The sequence below is a fragment of the Microcoleus sp. T3_A4 genome (assembly GCF_036700465.1).
GTDB lineage: Bacteria > Cyanobacteriota > Cyanobacteriia > Cyanobacteriales > Microcoleaceae > Microcoleus.
This window is the reverse complement of record NZ_JAUBOY010000020.1, coordinates 46,621-67,954: the sequence shown is the minus strand read 5'-3', so window position 1 is coordinate 67,954 and position 21,334 is coordinate 46,621. Positions and strand designations below refer to the sequence as shown.

Annotated in this window: 24 protein-coding genes; 13 read left to right on the top strand and 11 right to left on the bottom strand. The window is 44.9% G+C overall.

Annotation, left to right across the window (positions count from 1 at the left end; genetic code table 11):
• Window positions 1-161: 161 nt before the first annotated feature.
• Together QUA07_RS13100 and QUA07_RS13095 are read right to left on the bottom strand one after the other, a co-directional pair.
• Window positions 162-602, bottom strand: coding sequence for a translation initiation factor (locus tag QUA07_RS13100; RefSeq protein WP_333325745.1), 441 nt, complete (start codon window positions 600-602; stop codon window positions 162-164).
• A 108-nt stretch (window positions 603-710) separates the two neighbouring features.
• Window positions 711-1,214: a hypothetical protein gene (locus tag QUA07_RS13095; protein ID WP_333325742.1), complete on the bottom strand. Its 504-nt coding sequence runs from the start codon at window positions 1,212-1,214 to the stop codon at window positions 711-713.
• A 286-nt stretch (window positions 1,215-1,500) separates the two neighbouring features.
• On the opposite strand from QUA07_RS13095, the gene QUA07_RS13090 reads away from it, so the two are divergent.
• Both QUA07_RS13090 and QUA07_RS13085 read left to right on the top strand, forming a co-directional pair.
• Window positions 1,501-1,734: a hypothetical protein gene (locus tag QUA07_RS13090; RefSeq protein WP_333325740.1), complete on the top strand. Its 234-nt coding sequence runs from the start codon at window positions 1,501-1,503 to the stop codon at window positions 1,732-1,734.
• Window positions 1,735-1,880: 146 nt separating this feature from the next.
• A complete protein-coding gene (locus tag QUA07_RS13085; protein WP_445305888.1) occupies window positions 1,881-2,249 on the top strand; it encodes a pentapeptide repeat-containing protein in 369 nt (122 codons plus the stop codon).
• A gap of 171 nt (window positions 2,250-2,420) precedes the next feature.
• Here the strand turns inward: QUA07_RS13085 and QUA07_RS13080 are convergent, their stop codons facing one another.
• The gene (locus QUA07_RS13080) at window positions 2,421-2,543 is read right to left on the bottom strand and encodes a hypothetical protein (protein WP_006633228.1); all 123 of its coding nucleotides are present in this window, start codon (window positions 2,541-2,543) and stop codon (window positions 2,421-2,423) included.
• 20 nt (window positions 2,544-2,563) lie between these two features.
• Here QUA07_RS13080 and QUA07_RS13075 point away from each other — a divergent pair, with 20 nt between their 5' ends.
• Together QUA07_RS13075 and QUA07_RS13070 are read left to right on the top strand one after the other, a co-directional pair.
• Window positions 2,564-3,175 (top strand): DNA-3-methyladenine glycosylase, encoded by a 612-nt coding sequence (locus QUA07_RS13075; protein ID WP_333325737.1) that lies wholly within the window; start codon window positions 2,564-2,566, stop codon window positions 3,173-3,175.
• 49 nt (window positions 3,176-3,224) lie between these two features.
• Entirely contained in the window at window positions 3,225-3,524 is a 300-nt protein-coding gene (locus tag QUA07_RS13070) for a hypothetical protein (RefSeq protein WP_333081447.1), read from the top strand.
• Between the two features lie 143 nt (window positions 3,525-3,667).
• Here the strand turns inward: QUA07_RS13070 and QUA07_RS13065 are convergent, their stop codons facing one another.
• Window positions 3,668-5,164, bottom strand: a complete 1,497-nt coding sequence (locus tag QUA07_RS13065; protein WP_333325735.1) for a glycosyl hydrolase family 57 — start codon at window positions 5,162-5,164, stop codon at window positions 3,668-3,670.
• A 180-nt stretch (window positions 5,165-5,344) separates the two neighbouring features.
• On the opposite strand from QUA07_RS13065, the gene QUA07_RS13060 reads away from it, so the two are divergent.
• Window positions 5,345-6,073, top strand: coding sequence for an AIM24 family protein (locus QUA07_RS13060; RefSeq protein ID WP_333081445.1), 729 nt, complete (start codon window positions 5,345-5,347; stop codon window positions 6,071-6,073).
• A 274-nt stretch (window positions 6,074-6,347) separates the two neighbouring features.
• A complete protein-coding gene (locus QUA07_RS13055; RefSeq protein ID WP_333325732.1) occupies window positions 6,348-6,647 on the top strand; it encodes a hypothetical protein in 300 nt (99 codons plus the stop codon).
• 1 nt (window position 6,648) lies between these two features.
• Here the strand turns inward: QUA07_RS13055 and QUA07_RS13050 are convergent, their stop codons facing one another.
• Window positions 6,649-6,798 (bottom strand): hypothetical protein, encoded by a 150-nt coding sequence (locus QUA07_RS13050; protein ID WP_333325730.1) that lies wholly within the window; start codon window positions 6,796-6,798, stop codon window positions 6,649-6,651.
• Between the two features lie 181 nt (window positions 6,799-6,979).
• Here QUA07_RS13050 and QUA07_RS13045 point away from each other — a divergent pair, with 181 nt between their 5' ends.
• The 3 genes from QUA07_RS13045 (at window position 6,980) to QUA07_RS13035 (ending at window position 11,620) form a co-directional block, all read left to right on the top strand.
• On the top strand, window positions 6,980-8,224 hold the full coding sequence (locus QUA07_RS13045) for a transposase (RefSeq protein ID WP_333325728.1): 1,245 nt from the start codon (window positions 6,980-6,982) through the stop codon (window positions 8,222-8,224).
• A 103-nt stretch (window positions 8,225-8,327) separates the two neighbouring features.
• Complete coding sequence (glgA, locus tag QUA07_RS13040) at window positions 8,328-9,803, top strand: glycogen synthase GlgA (protein ID WP_333325723.1); 1,476 nt, start codon at window positions 8,328-8,330, stop codon at window positions 9,801-9,803.
• Between the two features lie 767 nt (window positions 9,804-10,570).
• Entirely contained in the window at window positions 10,571-11,620 is a 1,050-nt protein-coding gene (locus QUA07_RS13035) for a Fe(3+) ABC transporter substrate-binding protein (protein ID WP_333325721.1), read from the top strand.
• Window positions 11,621-11,685: 65 nt separating this feature from the next.
• Here QUA07_RS13035 and QUA07_RS13030 read toward each other — a convergent pair whose 3' ends face one another.
• Both QUA07_RS13030 and QUA07_RS13025 read right to left on the bottom strand, forming a co-directional pair.
• Window positions 11,686-12,207: a pentapeptide repeat-containing protein gene (locus QUA07_RS13030; protein ID WP_333325719.1), complete on the bottom strand. Its 522-nt coding sequence runs from the start codon at window positions 12,205-12,207 to the stop codon at window positions 11,686-11,688.
• Window positions 12,208-12,438: 231 nt separating this feature from the next.
• Window positions 12,439-14,145 carry an iron ABC transporter permease gene (locus tag QUA07_RS13025; protein ID WP_333325716.1) on the bottom strand — a complete coding sequence of 569 codons (1,707 nt, stop codon included), beginning with the start codon at window positions 14,143-14,145 and terminating at the stop codon, window positions 12,439-12,441.
• A 126-nt stretch (window positions 14,146-14,271) separates the two neighbouring features.
• On the opposite strand from QUA07_RS13025, the gene QUA07_RS13020 reads away from it, so the two are divergent.
• Window positions 14,272-15,360 (top strand): ABC transporter ATP-binding protein, encoded by a 1,089-nt coding sequence (locus QUA07_RS13020; protein ID WP_333325713.1) that lies wholly within the window; start codon window positions 14,272-14,274, stop codon window positions 15,358-15,360.
• Window positions 15,361-15,442: 82 nt separating this feature from the next.
• Here the strand turns inward: QUA07_RS13020 and QUA07_RS13015 are convergent, their stop codons facing one another.
• Complete coding sequence (locus QUA07_RS13015) at window positions 15,443-15,778, bottom strand: element excision factor XisI family protein (RefSeq protein WP_333325711.1); 336 nt, start codon at window positions 15,776-15,778, stop codon at window positions 15,443-15,445.
• A gap of 412 nt (window positions 15,779-16,190) precedes the next feature.
• On the opposite strand from QUA07_RS13015, the gene QUA07_RS13010 reads away from it, so the two are divergent.
• Window positions 16,191-17,306 (top strand): DUF4238 domain-containing protein, encoded by a 1,116-nt coding sequence (locus QUA07_RS13010; protein WP_333325709.1) that lies wholly within the window; start codon window positions 16,191-16,193, stop codon window positions 17,304-17,306.
• 46 nt (window positions 17,307-17,352) lie between these two features.
• Here the strand turns inward: QUA07_RS13010 and QUA07_RS30035 are convergent, their stop codons facing one another.
• The gene (locus QUA07_RS30035) at window positions 17,353-17,535 is read right to left on the bottom strand and encodes a hypothetical protein (RefSeq protein ID WP_445305887.1); all 183 of its coding nucleotides are present in this window, start codon (window positions 17,533-17,535) and stop codon (window positions 17,353-17,355) included.
• A gap of 156 nt (window positions 17,536-17,691) precedes the next feature.
• Window positions 17,692-18,462, bottom strand: a complete 771-nt coding sequence (locus tag QUA07_RS13000) for a TerC family protein (RefSeq protein WP_333325706.1) — start codon at window positions 18,460-18,462, stop codon at window positions 17,692-17,694.
• Between the two features lie 338 nt (window positions 18,463-18,800).
• On the opposite strand from QUA07_RS13000, the gene psaM reads away from it, so the two are divergent.
• On the top strand, window positions 18,801-18,896 hold the full coding sequence (gene psaM / locus QUA07_RS12995) for a photosystem I reaction center subunit XII (RefSeq protein ID WP_015174804.1): 96 nt from the start codon (window positions 18,801-18,803) through the stop codon (window positions 18,894-18,896).
• Between the two features lie 285 nt (window positions 18,897-19,181).
• A complete protein-coding gene (locus QUA07_RS12990) occupies window positions 19,182-19,598 on the top strand; it encodes a slr1601 family putative cell division protein (protein WP_333081435.1) in 417 nt (138 codons plus the stop codon).
• A gap of 223 nt (window positions 19,599-19,821) precedes the next feature.
• Here QUA07_RS12990 and ctpA read toward each other — a convergent pair whose 3' ends face one another.
• Entirely contained in the window at window positions 19,822-21,060 is a 1,239-nt protein-coding gene (gene ctpA / locus QUA07_RS12985) for a carboxyl-terminal processing protease CtpA (protein WP_333325704.1), read from the bottom strand.
• Window positions 21,061-21,334 lie beyond the last annotated feature (274 nt).

Genomic DNA, 21,334 nt, shown 5'->3' with positions numbered 1-21,334 from the left:
AGACGAGAACACAACAAAACAAATTTAGTAACAAAAACAAGAAAAGAATGTAAATATTTCTCAATCTTTAAATAACATAAGATACCGCTGCTAGCCCCCAACAAAAAAACACCCCCGCAGGGGTGCTGTTGCTTACCAGGTAATTTTTCTAGCTAACTGACTTAACTAAAGCCTTCCTCATCCGCTGGGTCGCCGTAGGGGTCTTCGCTGGCCGGGATCACATTGCCGAACATTCCAGCATCCGCTACGTAGTCTGCGGGGTCGCCGTAGGGGTCTTCGCTGGCCGGAGTCAGGTTGCCGAACTGTCCGTAGTCGGTACCGGCGTAGTCTGCGGGGTCGCCGTAGGGGTCTTGGCTGGCCGGGGTCAGGTTGCCGTACTCTCCGTACTCAGCCGGGTCGCCGTAGGGGTCTTCGCTGGCTGGAGTCACGTTGCCGAGCTCTCCGTAGCCACCGGGGTCGCCGTAGGGGTCTTCGCTGGCTGGAGTCACGTTGCCGAACTGTCCGGGATTTGAGGCATCTTCGTAATAGCCGTCAGGATCGACTTGCTCGCTGTCTGGCCCGACGATCGCATCTTTTAACTTCCGCAAAAATCCGTCTACCATGATAGAGTTCCTCTTTTTTATGTGTTGAAAAACGACTGTTTTAGATTGGGAATCCCAGATTTAATTGAACGTCACGGAACCTGCAATCTAAAATCTCAAATGCTTACACTACTGTGCCGGAACAGGACTTGTAGCTTCCGGCAAGCTAGTAAGGTCTCGACCGGTATTTTGGTTGTTGTACCCCTGGAATTCGCGGTAACGCGATGCCTCGGACTCCGGAACTTTAATTCCTTCAGGCGGGGGCGTTACCCAGACCGCGCGATTCTGGGCATCGCGGTAGTACACCCGACCGTTTTTGGAAAGGTAATGTTTTCCCTGCGGCCCCTTTTCTTGTTTATTTTTGTGCTGATTGTAGATGTAGTAAAGGGCGGCTGCTCCTGCTAAAGTAATCCCTACTTTTTGAGCAGTGTTCAGTCCTTTTTTTGCTTGTGGGGGAGGAGCGGAGCCGCGATTAGTTTGCACTCCTCCAGCGCGAGTGTTGTCAACAGGAGGCCGAGGAGCGGAACTTTCCTGGCTAGAACCGCAAGCACTCACAAAGGGAAAGGTCAGCAGCGTTGTCAGCAACAGAGCCATGAAGCGCGATCTTTTGGGTTCGGATTTGATTGTGTTCATTGCCGCTCCGAATTGTCGGGATTATAGGTGGGGTGTGTTCGGGTGAGGTTGAGGAGCCTGACCTGCTGCCAACAATTTTTAGAGTAAATTAATTTCTCAAAGCAATTTTGACAAAAAAAGTAGTTGCTGAGAACTTAACAGGGCAGGTACAGTATTGCGTTTCTAAATTAATTATCCTCAAGTCTCTCGAAATTTTCCTCTTTCCAGGGATATAAATAAAGTTTCTTTTATTTCAGTCTGCAGGTATATGCCAATGCGCGCCTTTGCGTAGCAATAAATTGCCGTTGTGGACTGCTCAAAGCGAAGTGAAGCAGACGGACGGGATGAGTCCGAAACTCAAAGCAGCACTGGCGAGGGAAAGGAGGCGGGATTTATAAGTCCGGCGGTGTTTAATTGGGCCGGACTGCTTGACTCAGATGCCGACAATTTTGTTGGGGAAATTCTGGAGAGGTCGATCGCACTCTTGGAGAAATCTATTAACCGCGACAGAAAGCCCCCCAAGCTTTTCGGATATTTATGAAATTAAAGAATTTAGTTACTGCTGGATTGTCCATCGCAGTTATATTTACTGGGGCCAAATATATACAGACTTCAACTCAATAAAACCAAGTCAAGTAATTACTGGAAACCAAGCAATGTCCCGAATGCAATTTCAGCAATGCCAACTTGAAGGGACTTGACTTACAAGGATTTAACTTGCAGCGAGCGAACCTCGAAGGTGCTAATTTGTCAGGAGCCAAATTAGCCAATGCCAACCTCAAAAATGCCAACTTAAATAGAGCCAACCTGACGGGAGCTGATTTGGGCTGTGCCGGCATCACTTTCAACCTTGAGGGTAATGAAAAAGAAGCTAATGTGGATTTTAATGTCACCGCTGTTCCACAAAAGAATAACCCAGAAAATGCAGTAGTTGGTTTCAATATGAAAGCAACGGATCGAGGAGCGACAATGCGTTTCAACCTCATGGGATGCGCTGACTTCTCAAATGCTAGCTTGCAAGAAGCTAAAATGCCAGATGGCACAATTCATCCTTAATTGCAGGAAATACAGCAATCTGCTGTCTCATCATTTGTCAACTTCTTTTCATTCTTTCTGCTCTCTCTTTTCTCTTTCTCTGTGTCCTCTGTGGCCTCTGTGGTTCCTTAAAAAAACCGCCGTCTGAATAACAGACAGCGGTTTTTTTAAGCAACTAACAGCCACCTAAAATTAGTGAGCAGAACCGTTACCGTGATACTTGTCAGTATCGTAGAATCCGTTTTTTGTACCAAAGAACAGACAGCAAACGGTGAAAACTGCTGTCAAGACTGCTAAAACTAACTTAACGTCCATAATTTACCTGCTGTTGTTGAGTGAGTGCAAATACTCAGATTGTAGAATCTTTTTGGCTGGCGCGGCCATCTACCAGCGTAGCGCCAGATTTGCTCGGCTGTACTCTGGTGCGGCAGTTTCCTGACGGCGAGACAATTCGGGGAATGATTGTCGAAACCGAAGCTTACGGCCCGGGAGATCCCGCTTGTCACGCTTACCGACAGCGCACTCCTCGCAGTGAGGTGATGTTCGGGCCTCCGGGTATGAGCTACGTTTACTTAATCTACGGGATGTATCACTGTTTTAATGTGGTGACGGATGCAGAGGGAGTTGCTAGTGGTGTGCTGATTCGAGCTTTGCAGCTAGATGCGCTTCCCCAAGAATTCGCTGGAATTCCCGAGAAGAAGCGATCGCGCCTCGCCGCCGGGCCTGGGAAACTGTGTAAGGTGCTGCAGATCGATCGAACTTTAAGCGGTTTTCCCTTGGGTGCAGGCCAACCGCTGCGATTGGAACACCGGAGCGATAACTTTCAGCAAGCTGTGGAGGAGGGTACAATAAATTTTGTGCAAACTACGCGGATCGGGATTTCTCAAGGAATGGATTTGCCTTGGCGGTGGTATGTAGGGAACTCTACCGCTGTGTCACAACTCTAGTAATCTCAAAGGTATCAGTGTAAATTTTGTCGCTTATCTCAGTGAAATTATGGCTTACTCTTCTGAAAATCCGATCGTACAACTCAAAAAATGCCTAACCCTGGTTCAGGATGTTAGCACTCACAACGAAGCCAACCGGGCCTTCGAGCAATTGTGCGGGATTATCGATGCTGAAAACCCAATGGCCGCGCAACTTTTGGAGATGCTTTGGGAAGAAGCAATTATGGCGAGGCGATCGGCTTTATTTTGGCAGCAAATGAGCGATGTTGAGAAAGATATGGCTAATAGAATGATGGAAAATATGACGCAAATGCGGCAAAACTATTTGCGGTTGATGCAGGAAATGTAGACAGTAATTGATAAGTTCGTGTTTGTAGTGAGGACTCTAGTCCTCTCTTTATCAATAAACTTTTCTAGATGTAGGGTGCGTCAACGCTGATATTTGAGGAAGCTCAAACAGTTGGTTTCCGGGGCACCCTACAATAAATTCTGCTACTTCATTAAAGCAGCGCCGCGGTTGTAAAGTTCGCGCGCGTAATCAGTCCAAGTTCCCTGTCCCCAATAGCGGAAACAGCTTGTTTGCACCAACAAATTGTAAAGCAAAGCTTGTTGGTATTCAAACTGCTTAGTAACGGCGGCATCTTGCTGCACCAGCGGGTCGTATTTTTTGTGGAATGCAGCGCTGAGTAGATTCATCGGTTCCAAGACATTTTCGTAGCCTTTCACCCAACTCAAATCGTTAGTCCAAGAAGCACCATCCATGTGAAAATTGTGGTCTGTTTGCTTGAGTTGGGCGATCGCACTTTCCACCTTTTCCGGTGTAGCACTATCAGGATCGACTAACTGCCAGATTTTGTGCTGGTTAATCCCCTGACAAACAGGATAATCATCAGGATTAACGCCCGCCGCTTCAATTATCTCCAAATATTCAGTGCCGTTTAAACCAACAACACCGGATTTTCCCCCGCCTTGTTCGCGGTTTTCGTGCCAAGCTTTGACAAAAGCGCTGGGAAATTCATTCATCATCACGCCGCCATTTTCGCCGTCGGCAATCTGAGTGACTAAAGAAGGAATTGTAATATTGCCAATTTGCTGTTTCTTCCGTCCTTTGGCTTCGTAATGCGGCTGCATTTGACCCACCAATTTCGTATCCGAACCTTGGGTTTTAATCAAAGCCGTGATGCTGATTGTTTCGCCGTGAGAATTGCGGGCAACCAAACGGTTGGGAATATATTTTTGGTCTTGCGACAATCCCGAACCGTCGGAATTTTCTACTGAATGTTCTTGCACCATCAACCAGCGATAGCCGCATTCTTTCAAAGCTTTGATGTATTCGTAAAGTGTATCTGGGTGATTGGGAAAGTGCATTTCAGGGGGCGAAAAACCTTTAACCCGCTTCAGGGCATCAATGCCAAAAATGGCGGCAAAATGATGTTGCCATGCTTGAATTTGAAGTTTAATATCGGGAATGGGAGTTGAGGGAATGACGGCGTGACTCCACATTGTGCCCAGCCATTCTACGTGGGGTTGATATTGAGGATCGCAGGTGATGCGCTTGAGATTATCAAAGATATCGTCGCGTCCCATTTGGCGCAATCCCCACAATAAATTGCCCGAATAGTCGAGCATAATTCGCGGGTTGCAGCCTTCAGCAATCAGTTGGGGAATGAATTCTCCCATGCGAGAATAGCACCAAGCGAAGACTCCGGCATTGTGGTTATCTCCTTGGTTGGGATGTTCAAACATATGCTGGAGATTGCAGATCAGTTCGCCGTTTGCACCGGCAGGAATTGTGGGTTGGTGCATATGGAGGGCGCAGGCGAATCCGGCTTGAATGTTTTCGAGGCGCAGATTTGTGGTAGGTAGAAAGATTGGTTCGTTGCTATTGGCTGCGGCACTGATTTCTGCTTCGGAGCCGCAAATGTTGGGCAATCCTGAGTTGATTTCTTGTAAAATCGGTAAATTGGGAGATTGTGCGATCGCAGGCATAAATTTTTCTCAACACTTGTGGAGGGGCGCTGTCTGCTATTGCTAATATAGCTAGATAATTTAACAGTAGCAGAGGATGTCTGCCAAAGAGAAATTTCACCGGATAAGTCCGGGATCGCGACAGCCCCAAATCACGGGTCAAATGTTTAACACATTTCACGTAAATAGGCGAGGTAAATTATGAAATACGAAATAAAAGTTTTGGAACCAACCGCTTTGTGGTACATCCAAAATAACATCAATCCTGAAACCAATAAGTTTTACCATCCCACTAAGAATATTCCCCTCGTTCAGCAAGCGGAAATTAACTTAAACAATTCGGGAGTGATAATTCAAAAAGGTGCGCTGCATTGGTGTATGGGAAAATTGACTTCCGGTGTTTATAAAACGGATAACCGTTTAAAAGATATGTGGGTATCTTTGACAACGGAAATGGATTACAACGCTCCCGTATATCAAGGAACTGGTACGGTGAAACTGGAACCGAGACAAAAAGGCCATTTCCTGCATTATACGCCGATCGAGCTTTCGGATGCCCAGCAGTGGGAGTTTGATGACGGTATATTTCAGTTTTGTTCGGACAATGTAGTTATCGGTGCTAAAAAACTGAAATTCCGACAAGTGGCTGCTTCTAATGACGGTAGGTGGAGAATTGCTGTTACAGCTTTGCGCGAACAAAAAGCTACTGTTGTAGCAGCTACAAGTTCACCAGCTAAGATTGTCGAACTCAAACAAGGTGAAACTTTGATAGCTGATTGCGATTTGGTGAAAGGATTTACCAAGGGGATTGAAGAAGATTATCGAAAATTAGGTCATTTTGGCAAAGGCGGCGGGGAGGGTTATGTTTGGTTTTATCAGGGAAAAGGTCAATTATTAGTATGTGAAAATGATGCTATGGGTTTGGGTTGAGTTGTTGCATTTTTTCGATCGGTATGAGAATGATGAGTGGGATTTATGTAAGATAAGGAGGAAGAAAGATCGCACACAAATTTGCAGGCATGAAAGTGTCTGAGATTCTCAAAGGTAAAAAAGGTAGTATAAAATAAGCACAGCTTCCGGCAAATTCGCCAAGTTGGGAAGAATTTAGCGAAATGATATGGGAGCAAATAGAAAGAGGTGTTCAAGAAAAGATCTCAAGCTTTAAGATGGTTCGCAAATTGTTGAGCGATTTGAGATTTGATAGATGAAAAATAATGGATTTGACAAAGTAATATTATTTTTGCAAAAATTGCAAAAACAGGCTATCGATTACAGTTTAGCGCATCATCGCGATGAAGCTCTGATGGTAATTGTAGCTGTACCTGGGGAACGGTGGGAAATTGAATTTTTGAGTGATGGTTCAGTGGAGGTAGAGAAGTTTGTCAGTAATGGAGAAATTGCTGGAGAAGAAGCTTTGAGTGAGTTATTCGATCGATATTCGGAACTAGACGAGACAAATGGCGATTTGGCTCAAAAGATTGAGTTGACAAATGCGATAAAATGAGTTAAATTTTGCGGAATTTGCGATCGAGTTGCAGCACTTTCGACTTGCTCAACCGATGATTTTTCCTTTGAAGGAGAGCTTGCAGCTTCGCCTCGATGATATCCTTCCCCGTTGGGCTATTGCCAGTTATCGCCCAAATCCGTCTCAACATCCGCTACCAGCGCCTATTTTCCCTGTATTCCCAATGGCCGACTTGCTTATCTGCCTAGAAATCATCATAAAATATGGGTGGAAACCCCGTCCTTCTAGGACGGCTTTGCATTTTTGCCACAATTTAAGCAGAAAGCTGAGAGGTTTCGCTGTAGAATAGAATATGCAGCGAGACCAATAGGATGTACCTGACTCAAAAGAACCAAATCCGCAATCTAAACAAGTCTGAGTTTTTGGCACTGCGAGAGTTGTGTCGTCTTAGCAAAAATCTCTACAATGTAGGGCTTTACACTGTTCGACAATACTACTTTCAGGAGCGCAAACACTTGCGTTACGAATCTGCCTACCATCTGTGCAAAGAGAACGAGAACTATCGTTTGCTAAACACGGATATTGCTCAACAGACTTTGAAAGTAGTAGACAGAACGTTTCACAGTTTCTATGCCTTGACTAGCGCTGTTAAATCTGGCAGCTATCAACCGAAGGTGAGATTGCCTCACTACTTACCCAAAGATGGCTACTTTGTATTGATAATTCCTCGGATAGTGGTTAAGGATGGACGGTTTAATGTACCGATGTCGAATGCTTTCAAGAAGCTGTTTGGAGCGGTATCTATTCCATTCCCTGAGAGACTCAATCCTGAAGCTATCAAAGAAGTTCGGATACATTCTAAGTACAATGCTCGATTCTTTGAAGTCGAGTTTGTTTCCCAGGTTGAACCAGAACCTGTTGAAACAGTCGTTGATAGCGCTATTTCGATTGATTTTGGATTGGACAATTTGGCTACTTGCGTTGACACCAATGGGGCATCCTTTATTGTGGATGGTCGTAAACTTAAATCTATTAACCAGTGGTTCAATAAAGAAAATGCCAGATTGCAATCTATCAAAGATAGACAAAAGATTGAGCGGATCACTGAGCGTCAAGCTAGATTGCTTGTCAATCGAAACAATCAAGTTAGGGACTATCTCAACAAAACGGCAAGGCTGATTATTGACCATTGCATTGCCCAGAAAATTGAGCGCGTGATTGTCGGGTTCAATTTGGGCCAGAAGCAGGAAATCAATATTGGCAGTCGCAACAATCAGAACTTTGTCCAAATTCCTTTTCACACTTTGAGAGGTAAGCTGAAATCGCTTTGTGAGCGTTACGGCTTGCTCTACCTTGAACAGGAAGAATCGTATACAAGCAAGGCTAGCGCTTTGGATGGTGACGATTTGCCCGTCTACAATGCCGGCAAACCAGCAACTGACCAATTTTCTGGCAAGCGTGTTAAGCGCGGATTGTATCAGACTTGGGAAGGACATTTGATTAACGCTGATTGTAATGGTGCTGCAAATATTGGCAGAAAAAGTAAGCAGAATGGTTTTACCGGACTGTCTAGAGGCTGTTTGGCACAGCCATTACGAATCAAGATCCACGCTTGATTGCGGTTCTTAAGAATCCCCTCGGCTTCAGGCAGGGGAGTGTCAAATACTTTGTCAAGTTAAGAAAATATTTTTTTGATTCATCCAGGAGCGAGAAAAAAAAATGTACATAGTACAAATTGCCTCGGAGTGCGCCCCCGTCATCAAAGCAGGGGGTTTGGGCGACGTAGTTTACGGTTTGAGTCGGGAGTTAGAGAATTCCGGCCACTGCGTCGAGGTTATTCTACCCAAGTACGACTGCATGAGGTATGACCACATTTGGGGACTTCACGAAGCCTACCGGGATTTGGCTGTGCCCTGGTACGGCGGCGAAATCCTCTGTGATGTCTTGTGCGGCTGGGTGCATGGGCAGTTGTGTTTTTTCATCGAACCTCGCTCTCAAGATAACTTTTTTAATCGCGGCTGTTATTACGGCTGCAATGACGACAATATGCGGTTTGCATTTTTCAGCAAAGCCGCTTTGGAATTTTTGCTCAGAAGCAACAAGCGTCCCGATGTGATTCACTGTCACGATTGGCAAACTGGTTTGGTTCCAGTCTTGCTGTTTGAAATATACAAATACAATTGGATGGAATATCAGCGAGTCTGCTATACCATTCACAATTTCAAACATCAAGGCATGGGAGGTAGCGATATTTTGCAAGCAACGGGTTTGCACAGACCGGATTATTATTTTGATTACGATCGCCTCCGAGATAACTTTAACCCTTTTGCCCTCAACTTTATGAAAGGCGGCATTGTTTACTCGAACTTTGTCACCACAGTTTCGCCGCACCACGCTTGGGAAGCTCACCTGGGCGAGTTTGGCTACGGTTTGGGCCACACATTGCATTTATATCAAGATAAGTTTCGCGGGGTGCTCAACGGCATCGATTATGATGTGTGGAATCCCGATAGCGATCGCTATATTCCGCAGCACTACAATCAGGATGATTTGGCAGGAAAAGCCAAAACTAAAAAAGCTTTGCGCGATCGGCTGTTCCTGCGCGATGCTGACAAACCTATTATTACCTTTATCGGTCGTTTGGACGACCAAAAAGGCGTTCATCTCGTTCACCATGCAATTTATTACTCTCTGAGTAAGGGAGCGCAATTCGTACTTTTGGGTTCCGCGACGGAAGCGGGAATTAACTCTCATTTCCAGCACGAAAAATACTTTTTAAATGACAATCCAGACTGCCATTTAGAACTAGGTTTTAATGAGGAACTGTCGCACTTAATTTATGCGGGTGGGGATATGATTGTGGTTCCCAGTAATTACGAACCCTGCGGGCTGACTCAGATGATTGGGTTGAGGTACGGTACTGTTCCTGTGGTGCGGGGAGTTGGCGGTTTGGTGAATACTGTGTTCGATCGAGATTACGACACCCGCCACCTCCCGGAAGAACGCAATGGTTACGTGTTTTATCAAACCGACTACTCTGCTTTAGAGTCGGCGCTCGATCGGGCGATCGGATTGTGGTATGACTATCATGATGAATTTGAAAAACTCATGCTTCAAGGCATGAATTGTGACAATTCATGGAAATATCCAGCTAAAGACTATGTGGAAATTTACGAGCTAATTCGACACAAATAATCCGCAGGGTGTCCAGTGTGCAAATTACTAACTGTAGGGTGTGCACTGCTAGCCCGCGTCTTGGTGGCTGTTGAGCCTGGTCGAGAATTCCGGCAGTTGATACATGGCGGTGACGCGAATCGCTTGGGAGATGGCTGTTGCTTTTTTTTTTGGGAGTGCGAGGTTGTTTAAGGAATCTTTTTAAATTTACCTATGGGCTAAATCTAATAAAACCTCTAAAAGTTGTTGTCGCTCACAATTAGTAAAAGCACTGTCTGCCCTTTGATGGCAGACAGTCAGAAACCTATGGGGGATACGGCTGGGGAGTTTTTGGAGATGTCTATTGCAAACAACTGTTGTGATACCTAATCAGCAAAAATCTGTGTCATAAATACACTCCTGGACGCATCAAAACCTTCATAAGCAAATTTTTTGACGTTGCATAATAGCGGCATGATTTTGATTTTTTTTGCGGATGGGCCCATGAGTCCGAAGGCGTGTATTTTCAGAGCAGGCGGGACACCCTACAATAATCATCCTCAAATTGTGCAAGGTCAATTTTTTACCTAATCTGCGGGCTACCACAAAGTCTTGTCGTAAAAAAGACCGCCGGTTGAGCGAAGTCGAGACCGGATTTCTGACCACGAGTGCGTCAGCCCTAAAATAGTTACGCTTTTGATCATCAAATAAGAATTACTTGCATTAATATAGTAAAGCACTGACTATAGATGGCTGTAGAGAGACCATCGTGTCAATTACCAGATGAAAAAATCTATCATTATAGAACAATGAGCATTTCTCGGCGTATTTTTCTTGCCAGTGGTACAGCAATGGCTGTCGTGGCCGTGGGGGAACTAAGCAAAAAAGCCCCTGTCGCAGCCCAAACCGGCACTCTCAACCTTTATTCAGCACGTCACTACGATACTGATAATGAGTTGTACCAAAGATTCACCAAAAAAACTGGGCTCAAGGTTAACCTCGTTGAGGCGGATGCTGACCAACTAATTGAACGGATCAGAAGTGAAGGTGCAAATAGCCCTGCTGATGTTTTCATCACGGTGGATGGTGGGCGTTTGTGGCGGGCAAAACAAGCAGGTATTCTGCAACCTGTTTCTTCAACAGTCCTGACATCGGCAATTCCAGCAAGTTTGCGAGATCCTCAAGGTTTCTGGTTTGGTCTATCGCGCCGGGCACGGGTGATTGTTTATAACAAAAGCAAGGTGAACCCTGCTCAATTGTCAACCTATGAGGCGCTGACAGAACCTCGGTGGAAAGGCAAAATTTTAGTGCGATCGTCCACTAATATCTATAATCAATCTCTGGTTGGGGCTATGTTAGCAGCTCATGGAGCTCAAAAAACAGAAGCTTGGGCGCGAGGATTGGTCGCTAATTTTGCGCGTCCTCCAGAGGGAAATGATACGGCGCAAATCAAAGCTGTTGCTGCTGGGGTAGGCGATATTGCCCTGGTTAATACCTATTATGTAGCTCGCTTAATGAAATCGAAAGATCCAGCAGAACAGGCGATCGCAGCGAAAGTAGGTGTATTTTTCCCCAACCAGCGCGATCGCGGTACTCACGTCAATATTTGTGGTGCTGGTGTAGTCAAAACCTCTCGTAACAAAGCAGGCGCGATCAAATTCTTGGAACACCTAGCCAGTCGCGAAGCGCAACAAATTTTTGCTAGGAGTAATTACGAATACCCTGTGATTGCAGGTGTGGCGATCGATCCTGCCGTTGCCAGTTTTGGTACATTCAAATCTGACCCTCTCAACCCTGATGTGTTTGGGAAAAATAACCCTGAAGCTTTAAAGATTTCCGATCGCGCAGGATGGAAATAGAGGCTTTTTGAACAAGAAGCTACTCTTTGTGATTCGGCGGTTGAAACCGCCGAATCCCATTAACTTTAATTTTTAATTTTACCATCCGGCATGATAGCGCCTTTCAGGTTTGCCCCTGTCAGGTTTGCCCCTGTCAAATCAGCACTATTTAAGTCAGTTTCACTTAAATCGGCATTACTAAGATTGGCATTATTCAGTTTTGCCCCTCGCAAAAAAGCCCCCTTGAGATTTGCATTACTCAAATCAGCATTTGTGAGATCAGCGGCAGATAAACCTGCTTTTTCCAGAGAAGCACCTTTTAAATTTGCACCTTTGAGATTGACGCTATCGAGTAAGGCTTCATTAAGTTTGACCTTTTCTAGCATTGCGCCTTCCAACTTAGCACCATTGAGATTAGCGCTGGTTAAATCCATGTCACTTAACTTGGTATCAGTCAGGTCACATCCTGGACATTGCTTAGTTTTTTGTAATGTTTCGAGGGGACCAGCCGCCTGTTTTTGGCATCCAAAGGTGACAAGAACAGTAAGTAGTAAGAAAGAGATTGTGCCAGTAGTGCGGGTAAACATTGCTAATTTTTTATTAATCATCTTGATTTATGCAGGAAAAAGGAAGAGGGAAGAAGGGTTGATACATTCTCCTGAAACCCGCCAGGGAATAAATTCCCCCTCTTATAGCTAAAGTCGGTTGAAACCGACTGAAATCCTAGCTGTATAGTCGTCTGAAGACGACTTTCGCTATTAGACAGGTGTTGAAACCCCTGTCGGACTATAGCTTTAAAAGAATCAATCAGCTCTGCAACCAGGAAATAGATTTGGGGGTTATACTGTTGAAGACTTGCGCGATCGCGCAATTTTCCAACTTAATAAAATAACCGGTAACATCCCCACTAAAACAATTGCCAATGCTGGGCCAGAAGCTTCAGCCAATCGCTCATCTGAGGCAAGTTGATAAGTTCGCACAGCCAAGGTATCAAAGTTAAACGGTCTAATAATTATAGTAGCAGGTAACTCTTTCATTACATCAACGAATACTAACATCATGGCAGTTAGTAGACCTCCCGTCATCATTGGTGTATGAACTGTAACTAAAGTTTGCATCGGGCTATAACCCAAACTTCTCGCCGCATCATCTAAATTAGGCTTAATTTTGCTCAAACTTGACTCTACCGCATTTAAAGAAACAGCTAGGAAGCGAACTATATAGGCAAATACCAAAGCTGCGATCGTACCACTTAACAACAAGCCTGTAGAAATTCCCCAGTTTTCACGCATCCAACTATCAAATAGATTGTCAAATTTTCCAATGGGAACCATAATCCCCACTGCAATGACAGAACCAGGTACAGCATAGCCCATTGCCGCAACTCTAGTTCCTAACTGCACTCCTAAATTAGGGTATAAGCGTAAGCCATAAGCCATAATCAAGGCAATAACTACTGCTAAAATTGCTGTCAGTGTTGCCAAAATTAAACTGTGACGGGCAAATATCCAAAAGCGTTCATCTAAGGTTAGTTGCCAATTAGCTAAGGTCAACTTGACTAAAATACCCGCTGGCAATAAAAAACCAAAAAACAGCGGCATCAAACAAGCAATTACCGCTAAAGTTTCCCTAATTCCTTTAAGTTGATAAGTTTGTAGTTGGCGATAGCGGCTGCTAGCTTGATAATATTTAGTCCTACTTCGCGACCAGCGTTCTAGTAATATTAGACCGAGAACAAATAATAATAGCATCGCCGCTAATTGATTGGCTGCAATTCGTTCTCCCATGCCAAACCAAGTCCGATAAATACCTGTGGTAAATGTATCAACTCCAAAATACTGAACAGTGCCATAATCGTTGAGAGTTTCCATCAAAGCCAGTGCTAAACCTGCAACAATTGCAGGTCTAGCCATTGGTAAGGCAACTGTAATAAAACTCCGCCAAGGGCTACAGCCCAGTATTCTACTAGCTTCTAGGGTACAAGTTGATTGCTCCAAAAAGGCAACTCTTGTTAATAGGTAGACGTAGGGATATAAAACCAAGATTAGCATTAAGATTGCTCCAGGGAGCGATCGCACGTTAGGAAACCAATAGTCTCCATAACTCCAGCCAAAAATATAACGCAAAGCAGTTTGAACTGGGCCTGAAAATTCTAAAAAGTCTGTATAAGTATAAGCTAGGACATAAGCTGGGGCCGCTAAGGGTAACAGTAATGCCCATTCAAATACGCGACTGGCCCGAAAGCGACACATTGTTACTAGCCACGCACATCCTACGCCAATCATTACAACACCCAAGCCTACACCGATCATTAACCATAAAGAGTTGACGATATAACGGGTTAAAACTGTATCGGTTAAATGTTGCCATGTATCTTTAGCTTCAAAAAAGATACTGGATAAGACACTGATCACTGGTATGGCGATCGGCAATGCTAAAGCGATAACCGCAAGTGTCCACCCACTAGCCGATAAACCGCGTAAGGTTGATAGCCATTGGATTGTCCTGATTCCTGTTTGCTGTAGTGATTTTTGGGAATTTTTCATTGCTAGTAAAAAGTCTAGCTTGCTATTTTATCAGTAGGTGTAAACATTTGTCAAGTCTTTATGATAATTAATCTCACTAAACTGGTATATTGTAGAATAGTAAGTTGTTGATTATTTATAGCAATAATGGCTCGACCGATAATTCTGCATTTGGATGGTGTAACAAAACAGTATTCCCAAGCTGCATCACCTGCGGTGGCATCTGTCACCCTGACCTTACATCAAGGAGATATACTGGGGTTGTTGGGGCCATCGGGTTGTGGGAAAACAACGTTGCTGCGGTTAATTGCTGGTTTTGAACAGCTACAAGCAGGGACGATCGCCCTAGCAGGGAAAACTGTAGCCAGTGTTAATATGTCAGTCGCGCCGGAACAGCGAGACATTGGTATGGTGTTTCAAGACTATGCACTCTTCCCCCATTTGACAGTCGCGAAAAATGTAGCTTTTGGCTTGACACATCAAGGAAAAGAGTCAAAGCATAATATTCAGAAAGGTGTCACCGAAGCATTAGCATTGGTGGGACTACAAGGATTGGAAAATCGTTATCCCCATGAATTATCGGGGGGTCAGCAACAGCGAGTGGCCCTGGCCCGTGCTTTAGCCCCTAGACCTGCGATTATTTTACTAGATGAACCGTTGAGTAATTTAGATGTACAAGTACGGTTAAGATTGCGTCAAGAAGTCCGCGAGATTCTTAAAGCAACGGGAACCTCTGGTGTATTTGTCACCCACGATCGCGAAGAAGCACTTTCGATTTCAGATTGGGTAGCGGTGATGCGTCAAGGCAAATTAGAACAGTTTGGCACTCCAGAGGAAGTTTATCAAGAACCAGCATCTCGATTTGTGGCTGAGTTTGTGACTCAGGCTAATTTTATTTCTGCATCGTTGAAGCAGGATTTTTGGGAAACAGAAGTAGGTTGTTTTGCTGTTAAAGGAGATTCATTTGTAAAAGTTCCTTGTAATCTTTCTACTGAAGGAGAATTGATGATCCGGCAGGAAGACTTGAGTTTATACTTAGATGAAGATTCGGCTGTTGTGATTTGCGATCGCCAATTTTTAGGTAGAGAAAATCGTTATTGTTTAAAAACTCCGTCTGGCGAAAAGTTATATGCACTCACAACCACAGGAAATGTTTTTCCTATTGGTTCTAAAGTTCGGTTATCTTGTGGTGAGAATTCTCCCTTAGCTTTCTTTGTGGGTAAGCCTCAGTCATAGCTAATGAGTAATTGCTAATTGCTAATTGGGAAAAAATCCTCCCCCTCTTCCCATCTCCCAGTCTCCCCCTCTTCCTTCTTCCTTATACTGCCTGATAGGTTTTCTGTCTCTCGCTGTTGTCAGGGAAGGGGCTAGTCACGATATCCTCTGCTTTTATACCCCCTGCAATCAGCGCTTGGCTTAGACCTTCCTCGAAGTTATCTTCTTCAATTACAACTTGATTATCGACTAAACGAGCATGAAACAGAATCGTGTCAATCCACCGCTGTTTATCCCAGCCTGTAGCCAGAATCAGAAAGTGACCCGAATCGACATCACAGACGGGGTAAAGCTGGATCGCCTGTAAACGCGGTTGGGCGATCGTTGCTTCTTGCAGGGTTTTTTTGAGGATGTTTGCATAGCTTAGTGAGTTATCCATTGGAGAATCACCTCTTGACTTGGTTCGTAAACTAAATAATTGGATAATTTAGGTTGAAAAATATAAGTATGAATCTCTTGAACTCCCATTTGTTGTGAATGTCGCTGATTATAAAAGTAAATGTTCTAGTATGTAATAAAGATAGCTTTTTTCAGGGCGACGAGTAAGAGGTTTGAGTCGGATTGTGCGTCGAACTCTATTGAGAAAAAGAGCTTCGGATGGGAGTAATAAGGAGTTAAAATACATGAGCAACTTGCGGTATTTTGTGGTTATATGATGTATTTTACCGCATCTGCGATACAATTATAATTTAGGCGGCTGACTTGCTGGTTAGGATATATACCCAGGCTATTTGGTTGGAGTTTAGCCTCGTATGTAGTAGGTGAGAGTTGTTAATGAGTGAGAGTTGTTAATGAGTACGAAGAAGCAGCATTATGTCCCACAGTTTCTGCTTAACCATTTTGCTTGTGATGGGAGCCAGGGTAACAGAATCAATATATTTGATATGGATAGGTCGGACGTGAGATATAATCAACCAGTTAGAGGAGTCTTCTCACAGAACTATTTTTATGACAAAGACAACCAAGTCGAGAATTTTCTAGCTGAAATGATAGAGGGACCAGCTTCAAGCGTAGTAAATAAAATCGTCAGTGGAGATTTTAATATAATCAGCGAAGATCTATTAACTTTGCACAGATTTATTTTATCTCTATACTTCAGAACGCCTGAAGCTAGTGAAAGAGTGAGTGGATTCTTCAATTCGCACATAGAGTCAATAGTGCGAGAGGGTCTAAGTTTGAATGGATTTGATCCAGAAGAAGCAAGTGCTGGAGGATTCCAGTTTTACCAGGATAAGTTAGCCTCTGCAATTACTCTTAATGGGGTGTTTGATGCTGTGCTTTTAGGAGATTTGGAATATCATATTATCAAAAATGAAACTTCCTCAGAATTTTATATATCTGATCATCCCGTATTTATGTACAACTGGCTTTACCGCGAGCTAGAAGATCCTGCCGTCACAAGTATTACCGCCATTGGATTGCAAATTTTTCTTCCATTGTCACCAAAAATAACACTTTGTCTGTACGATCCAAAAGTGTATAAATATGGACAGAGAACTTCAGTAACTTGCATTTCTAATGATAGCGATATTGAAATCTTGAATTCGTTCCAAGTCATCAACTCAGATTCGATAATAGGGTTTTCGTCGAGGGAAAGCGAGGCTCATATAAAACAGTTATACGAAACATACAAAAATATTAAACTGCATCAGTATGAGAGTGGTATGTTGTCAACCAAGAAGGAAGGTAAAGGAAAAATAAGATCGACGCATTTTGTTTTTACACGACAAGCCCAATTAAAGAAAAGGCCTTCATTCATAAAAATCAAGAGAAAATCTAAAGGTTATGCCTCTTCTTATCAAGAAAGAAATCCTGAGATATCTGCAAAACACAGGGAGTTCAAAAGGTTTATAAGTGAGCAAAGACAACGTAGTATTCTTGAATTAGATCGAGGCGCCGATCATTAGACATCTCCCAAAAAGAATCTAAAACCCTTGCCCTATGTAGAAAAGGTTACTTGCAGCCGCTCAACCGGAAGGTTACATTTTTTCCCGACAGGTGAAACCCGATCGCCTGCGATCGCCAATATGCCGCCAACCCCCTCAGCAACCAATTCGCCTCCCTATCCCACCAGTCTAACCATTGCTGAGTCTGATTTTGATAACTGCCGAACCATAGGCTTAATTGTACTCCCATGAGTTCGATCGGCTAGTGAAGGAAACAATATTACAAAATAAAAGCCTTTCATCCCCGGACTAAAGTCACCGGGATGAAAGGCTTTTGCAGGTTTTGACCAGCCTTCAATCTTGTTGGTTTGACAGATTTAAGCTAATTTTATTCAATGAAAGTATGTTAATTTTCGGACTTCTGTCCTTGAGCTTCTCGCACAGAAACTTCTGCATCCGGCTGATTCAGAGCCATTTCTAGAGATTTTGCAATCTCGACTGACTCAGGAGTACGCTTAGAAAATCCCCAGACAAACATCAAGACGATACTGGAAACTAGCAGCCATTGCGGAGGAACTAAATCGGGATTAATTACTTTCACCAACAACCGCATTCCCACGAACCCAACTGTGATGTAACCAGCACTTTCTAGGTGAACGAACTCATCCAGCCAGCGGATGAACAACCCGGCCATGAATCGCAGAGCAATAATTCCAATAGTAGCGCCTGTTACGACGATAAAAGTGTTATCAGAAACAGCGATGGCAGTAGTAACGCTATCCAATGAAAACGCTAAATCCGTAAAAGCAATCATGGGAATTGCTTGCCACACAGTCGCAAATCTGGGCCCGTGATGTTCTCCTTCGGAGTCTGTCTCTGAAGTAAAATGTTGGAAAACAAGCCACAGCAGGTAGAGAGCACCAAGCAGCTCAAACTGCCAGTATTGGATCACCCAAGTAGCCGTTAAAATTAGGGCGATCCGCAGTACAAAAGCAATTATCAAACCCAAGTTGAGAGCTTTTTGCTGATCCTTGGCATCTTCCAAACCTTTAGAAATAGACGCCAGGGCGATCGCGTTGTCAGCCGAAAGTACAGCCTCCAAAGCCACCAAAACCAACAATAATAAAAAGCCGTCAACTCCAAAATTGGGTGAAGCGTCGAGAAATTGATCTAGCATTAACTATTTTGTGCACCTAAAAATGGCAAGGGTCGAGCGCAGCGCAAATTACCCGCTCTGTCTAACATTAGTGTCACCTTCACTTAAATCTTAACCTAACGCGGTAATTCTGTGCGAGGCGATCGTCCGAACAACGTCCGAAGGAAGCAGTCCCAGGAAACCAGGAAAAATTATCCCCCTCCGACACTCAAAAACTGCGCCACTACGCCACTGCGCCACTGCGCCACTCCTCCCCGGAGGCACCATTTGTGTTGCAAGTTGTAACAAATGATTCCCAAAAGTACCAATTTGTCTCAAATTGGTGAAAGCTCGTGCCCGCGAAAAGGAGTTTTGCGAATATGTCTTTAACAGATACCCAAGTCTACGTAGCGCTCGTAATTGCTTTGATTCCCGGAATCTTGGCTTTCCGGCTGTCAACTGAACTGTACAAATAGTTTCCAGACACCTGTTGCGAACCGCAAAACGCCTGCCTGAGCAGTTAAATCTCTCGGATTACAGATACAGACAATTGCTGCCCCAGTGCAGTACATTGTTTGTGTTCAGCAAGACGAGACTGCAAGGGCAGGCATTTTTATGGGAAAATTCCGTCTTCAGGCGTCACCTTTGTCTCAACAATTTTGGCTGTCAGCACCCTGACTAACAGCGGCGAGTGTGCGTTAAGCTCAGAATTTGCTCTGTTGAACTCTAAAACGTCAGTCTCAGGTATTTGAAAAAAAATTATGCAAGCGATTCAACCCACCGTTACCCCACTGCGTCCTGTAAAAAACTCCCCTCGGGTTACTCCTCGTCGCAGCAGCAGCCGCCAGCGTTCCTACCCTCACCAAACCCTCGCGGCCGAAACAGGCGTCAAGTTGGCAGTCAACATGGTTCTTTCAGTCTGTGCCACTTCTGCTTTGCTTCAGCTTTGGCCTCACTACCGGGCGGTGCAAGAAAAATTGCACGAAATCCAAGCTGAAGTCAATCTTACCCAAGGGCGAGTAAATCAGTCGCGATCGGACTTTAACCGCTACTTTGACCCTAGTCTTGCTAAAACTGTGATGCAAGAGCAAAGCAACCAAGCTGACCCGCAGCAGCGTCAGGTCATTTTGCAAGAAGCCGATGTACCCGAAGCCGAGGAATCAACCCCGCAACCTTAAGGGAACGGCTGTTTTGGGTTTTGATATCACGTCCGATGTGCATCATTCTTTTATGTCATTGCTTCGCACAGCGAACAATGACAGATGGATCTGTCGGACGTGATATCACTTTTGACTTAAAGAGTTTTTAGGATGATTCTTGTCTGTCCTGGGGAACGAAACGCAGAGACAGACAGACCTGCGTATTGTTACCTGTTGCAATCTCAAAACTTCAAACTCCGGCTTATACTGACTTTGCCAGCACGGTTTTTTCTTTCAGTAGTTGCAGTGCAGCTTGATATTGCAAGTCTGCTGCGGTGCCGATTTCATCGCGCGCGATGGGTTCCAAAGGCACTACGCGATCGGGCGAAATCCCCAGCTTGTTAATATCTTTATGGTTAGGTGTCTCGTACTTAGCAACAGTCACGGCCAACCCAGAACCGTCAGACAAATCAAACAGCGACTGAATCAGTCCTTTGCCAAAAGTCTTTTCTCCTACCAGTTGAGCTCTGCCGTTATCTTGCAGCGCACCCGCCAAAATTTCGCTAGCACTGGCAGTTCCCTTGTTCACCAAAACAATCAGTGGATCGTTAGTTAGGGCTTGTCCAGAGGCTTCAAAACTGCCGAGAATGCCCTGTCTGTTAACCGTGTAGACGATCGTCCCAGAATCGAGCCACAAGCGGGCAATTTCAATCCCTGCTTGCAACAGTCCGCCCGGGTTGTTTCGTAGGTCGAGAATGTAGGCCGCGGCTCCTTGTTTTTCCAAGCGGTCGATCGCGTGAGCGACTTCCTCAGTGGCGTTAGCGCTGAATTGACTCAAGCGAATGTAGCCCAGCGGCAAATTCTCCGAGGCCGATTGCAATTCGGCGTAAACCGGATTCAGAGCAATGCGATCGCGCACTAGCTCAATGTCCTCAGCAACGTCCCTTCCCTCGCGCCCCAAGGTCAAGGTAACGGCAGTGCCGATGCGGCCGCGCATTCGAGTTGCAGCCTCGTCTAGGCTCAATTCTGAGGTAGGAGTGCCGTCTATTTTCAGAATGCGATCGAGGGGTTGGATGCCAGCTTTATCCGCCGGTGAGCCGGCCAAAGGAGCCACCACTGTCAGGGTATTTGTCTGGGGGTCGATCGCAATTTGCAGCCCCACTCCCGTCAATTCTCCCGAAGTGTTGACCTGCAAACTGCGGTACTGTTCGGGTTTCAGTAGTCGAGTGAAGGGGTCGTCGAGTTTCGCCAGCATCCCCTGAATAGCCGTGTAAGTCTGCTGTCTGTCGTTAAGCGGTTCCTTGACAGCTTTTTGGCGAATCGACCACCAGTTTTGAGAGTTGAAGCTGTCGTCCACATAAGAGCGATTGACAATTCGCCAAGCTTCGCTCAATAGCTGCTGTTCAGGAGTCAGCGCCGCGGCAGGCTGCGCCCACCCACCTAGAACCAGGACGACTTGGAGGAAAAGTAAAATCGCAATCTGGAAAACTCGTCTGTGCATGATTGTTCCGTAAAATACCAGTAAGTATTACATTTTATGTATTTTACGTTTGTACGTTGGGAACCCTGTTGCAGATTTAACTCGCCTTGTGAACGATCGCGAGCTTCCCGCTGGCACTTGTAAATAAATATAAGCGATCGGTCGTCGATGATATTACGCGATCGTCTCAGCAATAGGGCGCGATTCGCTTGCGCCCTGGGCTGGCGTCACCAGCGAGGTATTGCTTGTAAACCGTGTTCGACTCTCCCCAGAGATACTAAAGCACCGCCTAACT

What these genes read in the sequence shown, in the direction of transcription:
- QUA07_RS13050 (WP_333325730.1), bottom strand. Translation starts at nt 6,798, where the DNA reads ATGTTGAGACGGATTTGGGCGATAACTGGCAATAGCCCAACGGGGAAG.
- psaM (WP_015174804.1), top strand. Translation starts at nt 18,801, where the DNA reads ATGTCTTTAACAGATACCCAAGTCTACGTAGCGCTCGTAATTGCTTTG.
- QUA07_RS13055 (WP_333325732.1), top strand. Translation starts at nt 6,348, where the DNA reads ATGAAAAATAATGGATTTGACAAAGTAATATTATTTTTGCAAAAATTG.
- QUA07_RS13035 (WP_333325721.1), top strand. Translation starts at nt 10,571, where the DNA reads ATGAGCATTTCTCGGCGTATTTTTCTTGCCAGTGGTACAGCAATGGCT.
- QUA07_RS13095 (WP_333325742.1), bottom strand. Translation starts at nt 1,214, where the DNA reads ATGAACACAATCAAATCCGAACCCAAAAGATCGCGCTTCATGGCTCTG.
- QUA07_RS13045 (WP_333325728.1), top strand. Translation starts at nt 6,980, where the DNA reads ATGTACCTGACTCAAAAGAACCAAATCCGCAATCTAAACAAGTCTGAG.
- QUA07_RS13030 (WP_333325719.1), bottom strand. Translation starts at nt 12,207, where the DNA reads ATGATTAATAAAAAATTAGCAATGTTTACCCGCACTACTGGCACAATC.
- QUA07_RS13010 (WP_333325709.1), top strand. Translation starts at nt 16,191, where the DNA reads ATGAGTACGAAGAAGCAGCATTATGTCCCACAGTTTCTGCTTAACCAT.
- QUA07_RS13015 (WP_333325711.1), bottom strand. Translation starts at nt 15,778, where the DNA reads ATGGATAACTCACTAAGCTATGCAAACATCCTCAAAAAAACCCTGCAA.
- QUA07_RS30035 (WP_445305887.1), bottom strand. Translation starts at nt 17,535, where the DNA reads ATGGGAGTACAATTAAGCCTATGGTTCGGCAGTTATCAAAATCAGACT.
- QUA07_RS13065 (WP_333325735.1), bottom strand. Translation starts at nt 5,164, where the DNA reads ATGCCTGCGATCGCACAATCTCCCAATTTACCGATTTTACAAGAAATC.
- QUA07_RS13100 (WP_333325745.1), bottom strand. Translation starts at nt 602, where the DNA reads ATGGTAGACGGATTTTTGCGGAAGTTAAAAGATGCGATCGTCGGGCCA.
- QUA07_RS13060 (WP_333081445.1), top strand. Translation starts at nt 5,345, where the DNA reads ATGAAATACGAAATAAAAGTTTTGGAACCAACCGCTTTGTGGTACATC.
- QUA07_RS13070 (WP_333081447.1), top strand. Translation starts at nt 3,225, where the DNA reads ATGGCTTACTCTTCTGAAAATCCGATCGTACAACTCAAAAAATGCCTA.
- QUA07_RS12990 (WP_333081435.1), top strand. Translation starts at nt 19,182, where the DNA reads ATGCAAGCGATTCAACCCACCGTTACCCCACTGCGTCCTGTAAAAAAC.
- QUA07_RS13025 (WP_333325716.1), bottom strand. Translation starts at nt 14,145, where the DNA reads ATGAAAAATTCCCAAAAATCACTACAGCAAACAGGAATCAGGACAATC.
- QUA07_RS13080 (WP_006633228.1), bottom strand. Translation starts at nt 2,543, where the DNA reads ATGGACGTTAAGTTAGTTTTAGCAGTCTTGACAGCAGTTTTCACCGTT.
- QUA07_RS13020 (WP_333325713.1), top strand. Translation starts at nt 14,272, where the DNA reads ATGGCTCGACCGATAATTCTGCATTTGGATGGTGTAACAAAACAGTAT.
- glgA (WP_333325723.1), top strand. Translation starts at nt 8,328, where the DNA reads ATGTACATAGTACAAATTGCCTCGGAGTGCGCCCCCGTCATCAAAGCA.
- ctpA (WP_333325704.1), bottom strand. Translation starts at nt 21,060, where the DNA reads ATGCACAGACGAGTTTTCCAGATTGCGATTTTACTTTTCCTCCAAGTC.
- QUA07_RS13000 (WP_333325706.1), bottom strand. Translation starts at nt 18,462, where the DNA reads ATGCTAGATCAATTTCTCGACGCTTCACCCAATTTTGGAGTTGACGGC.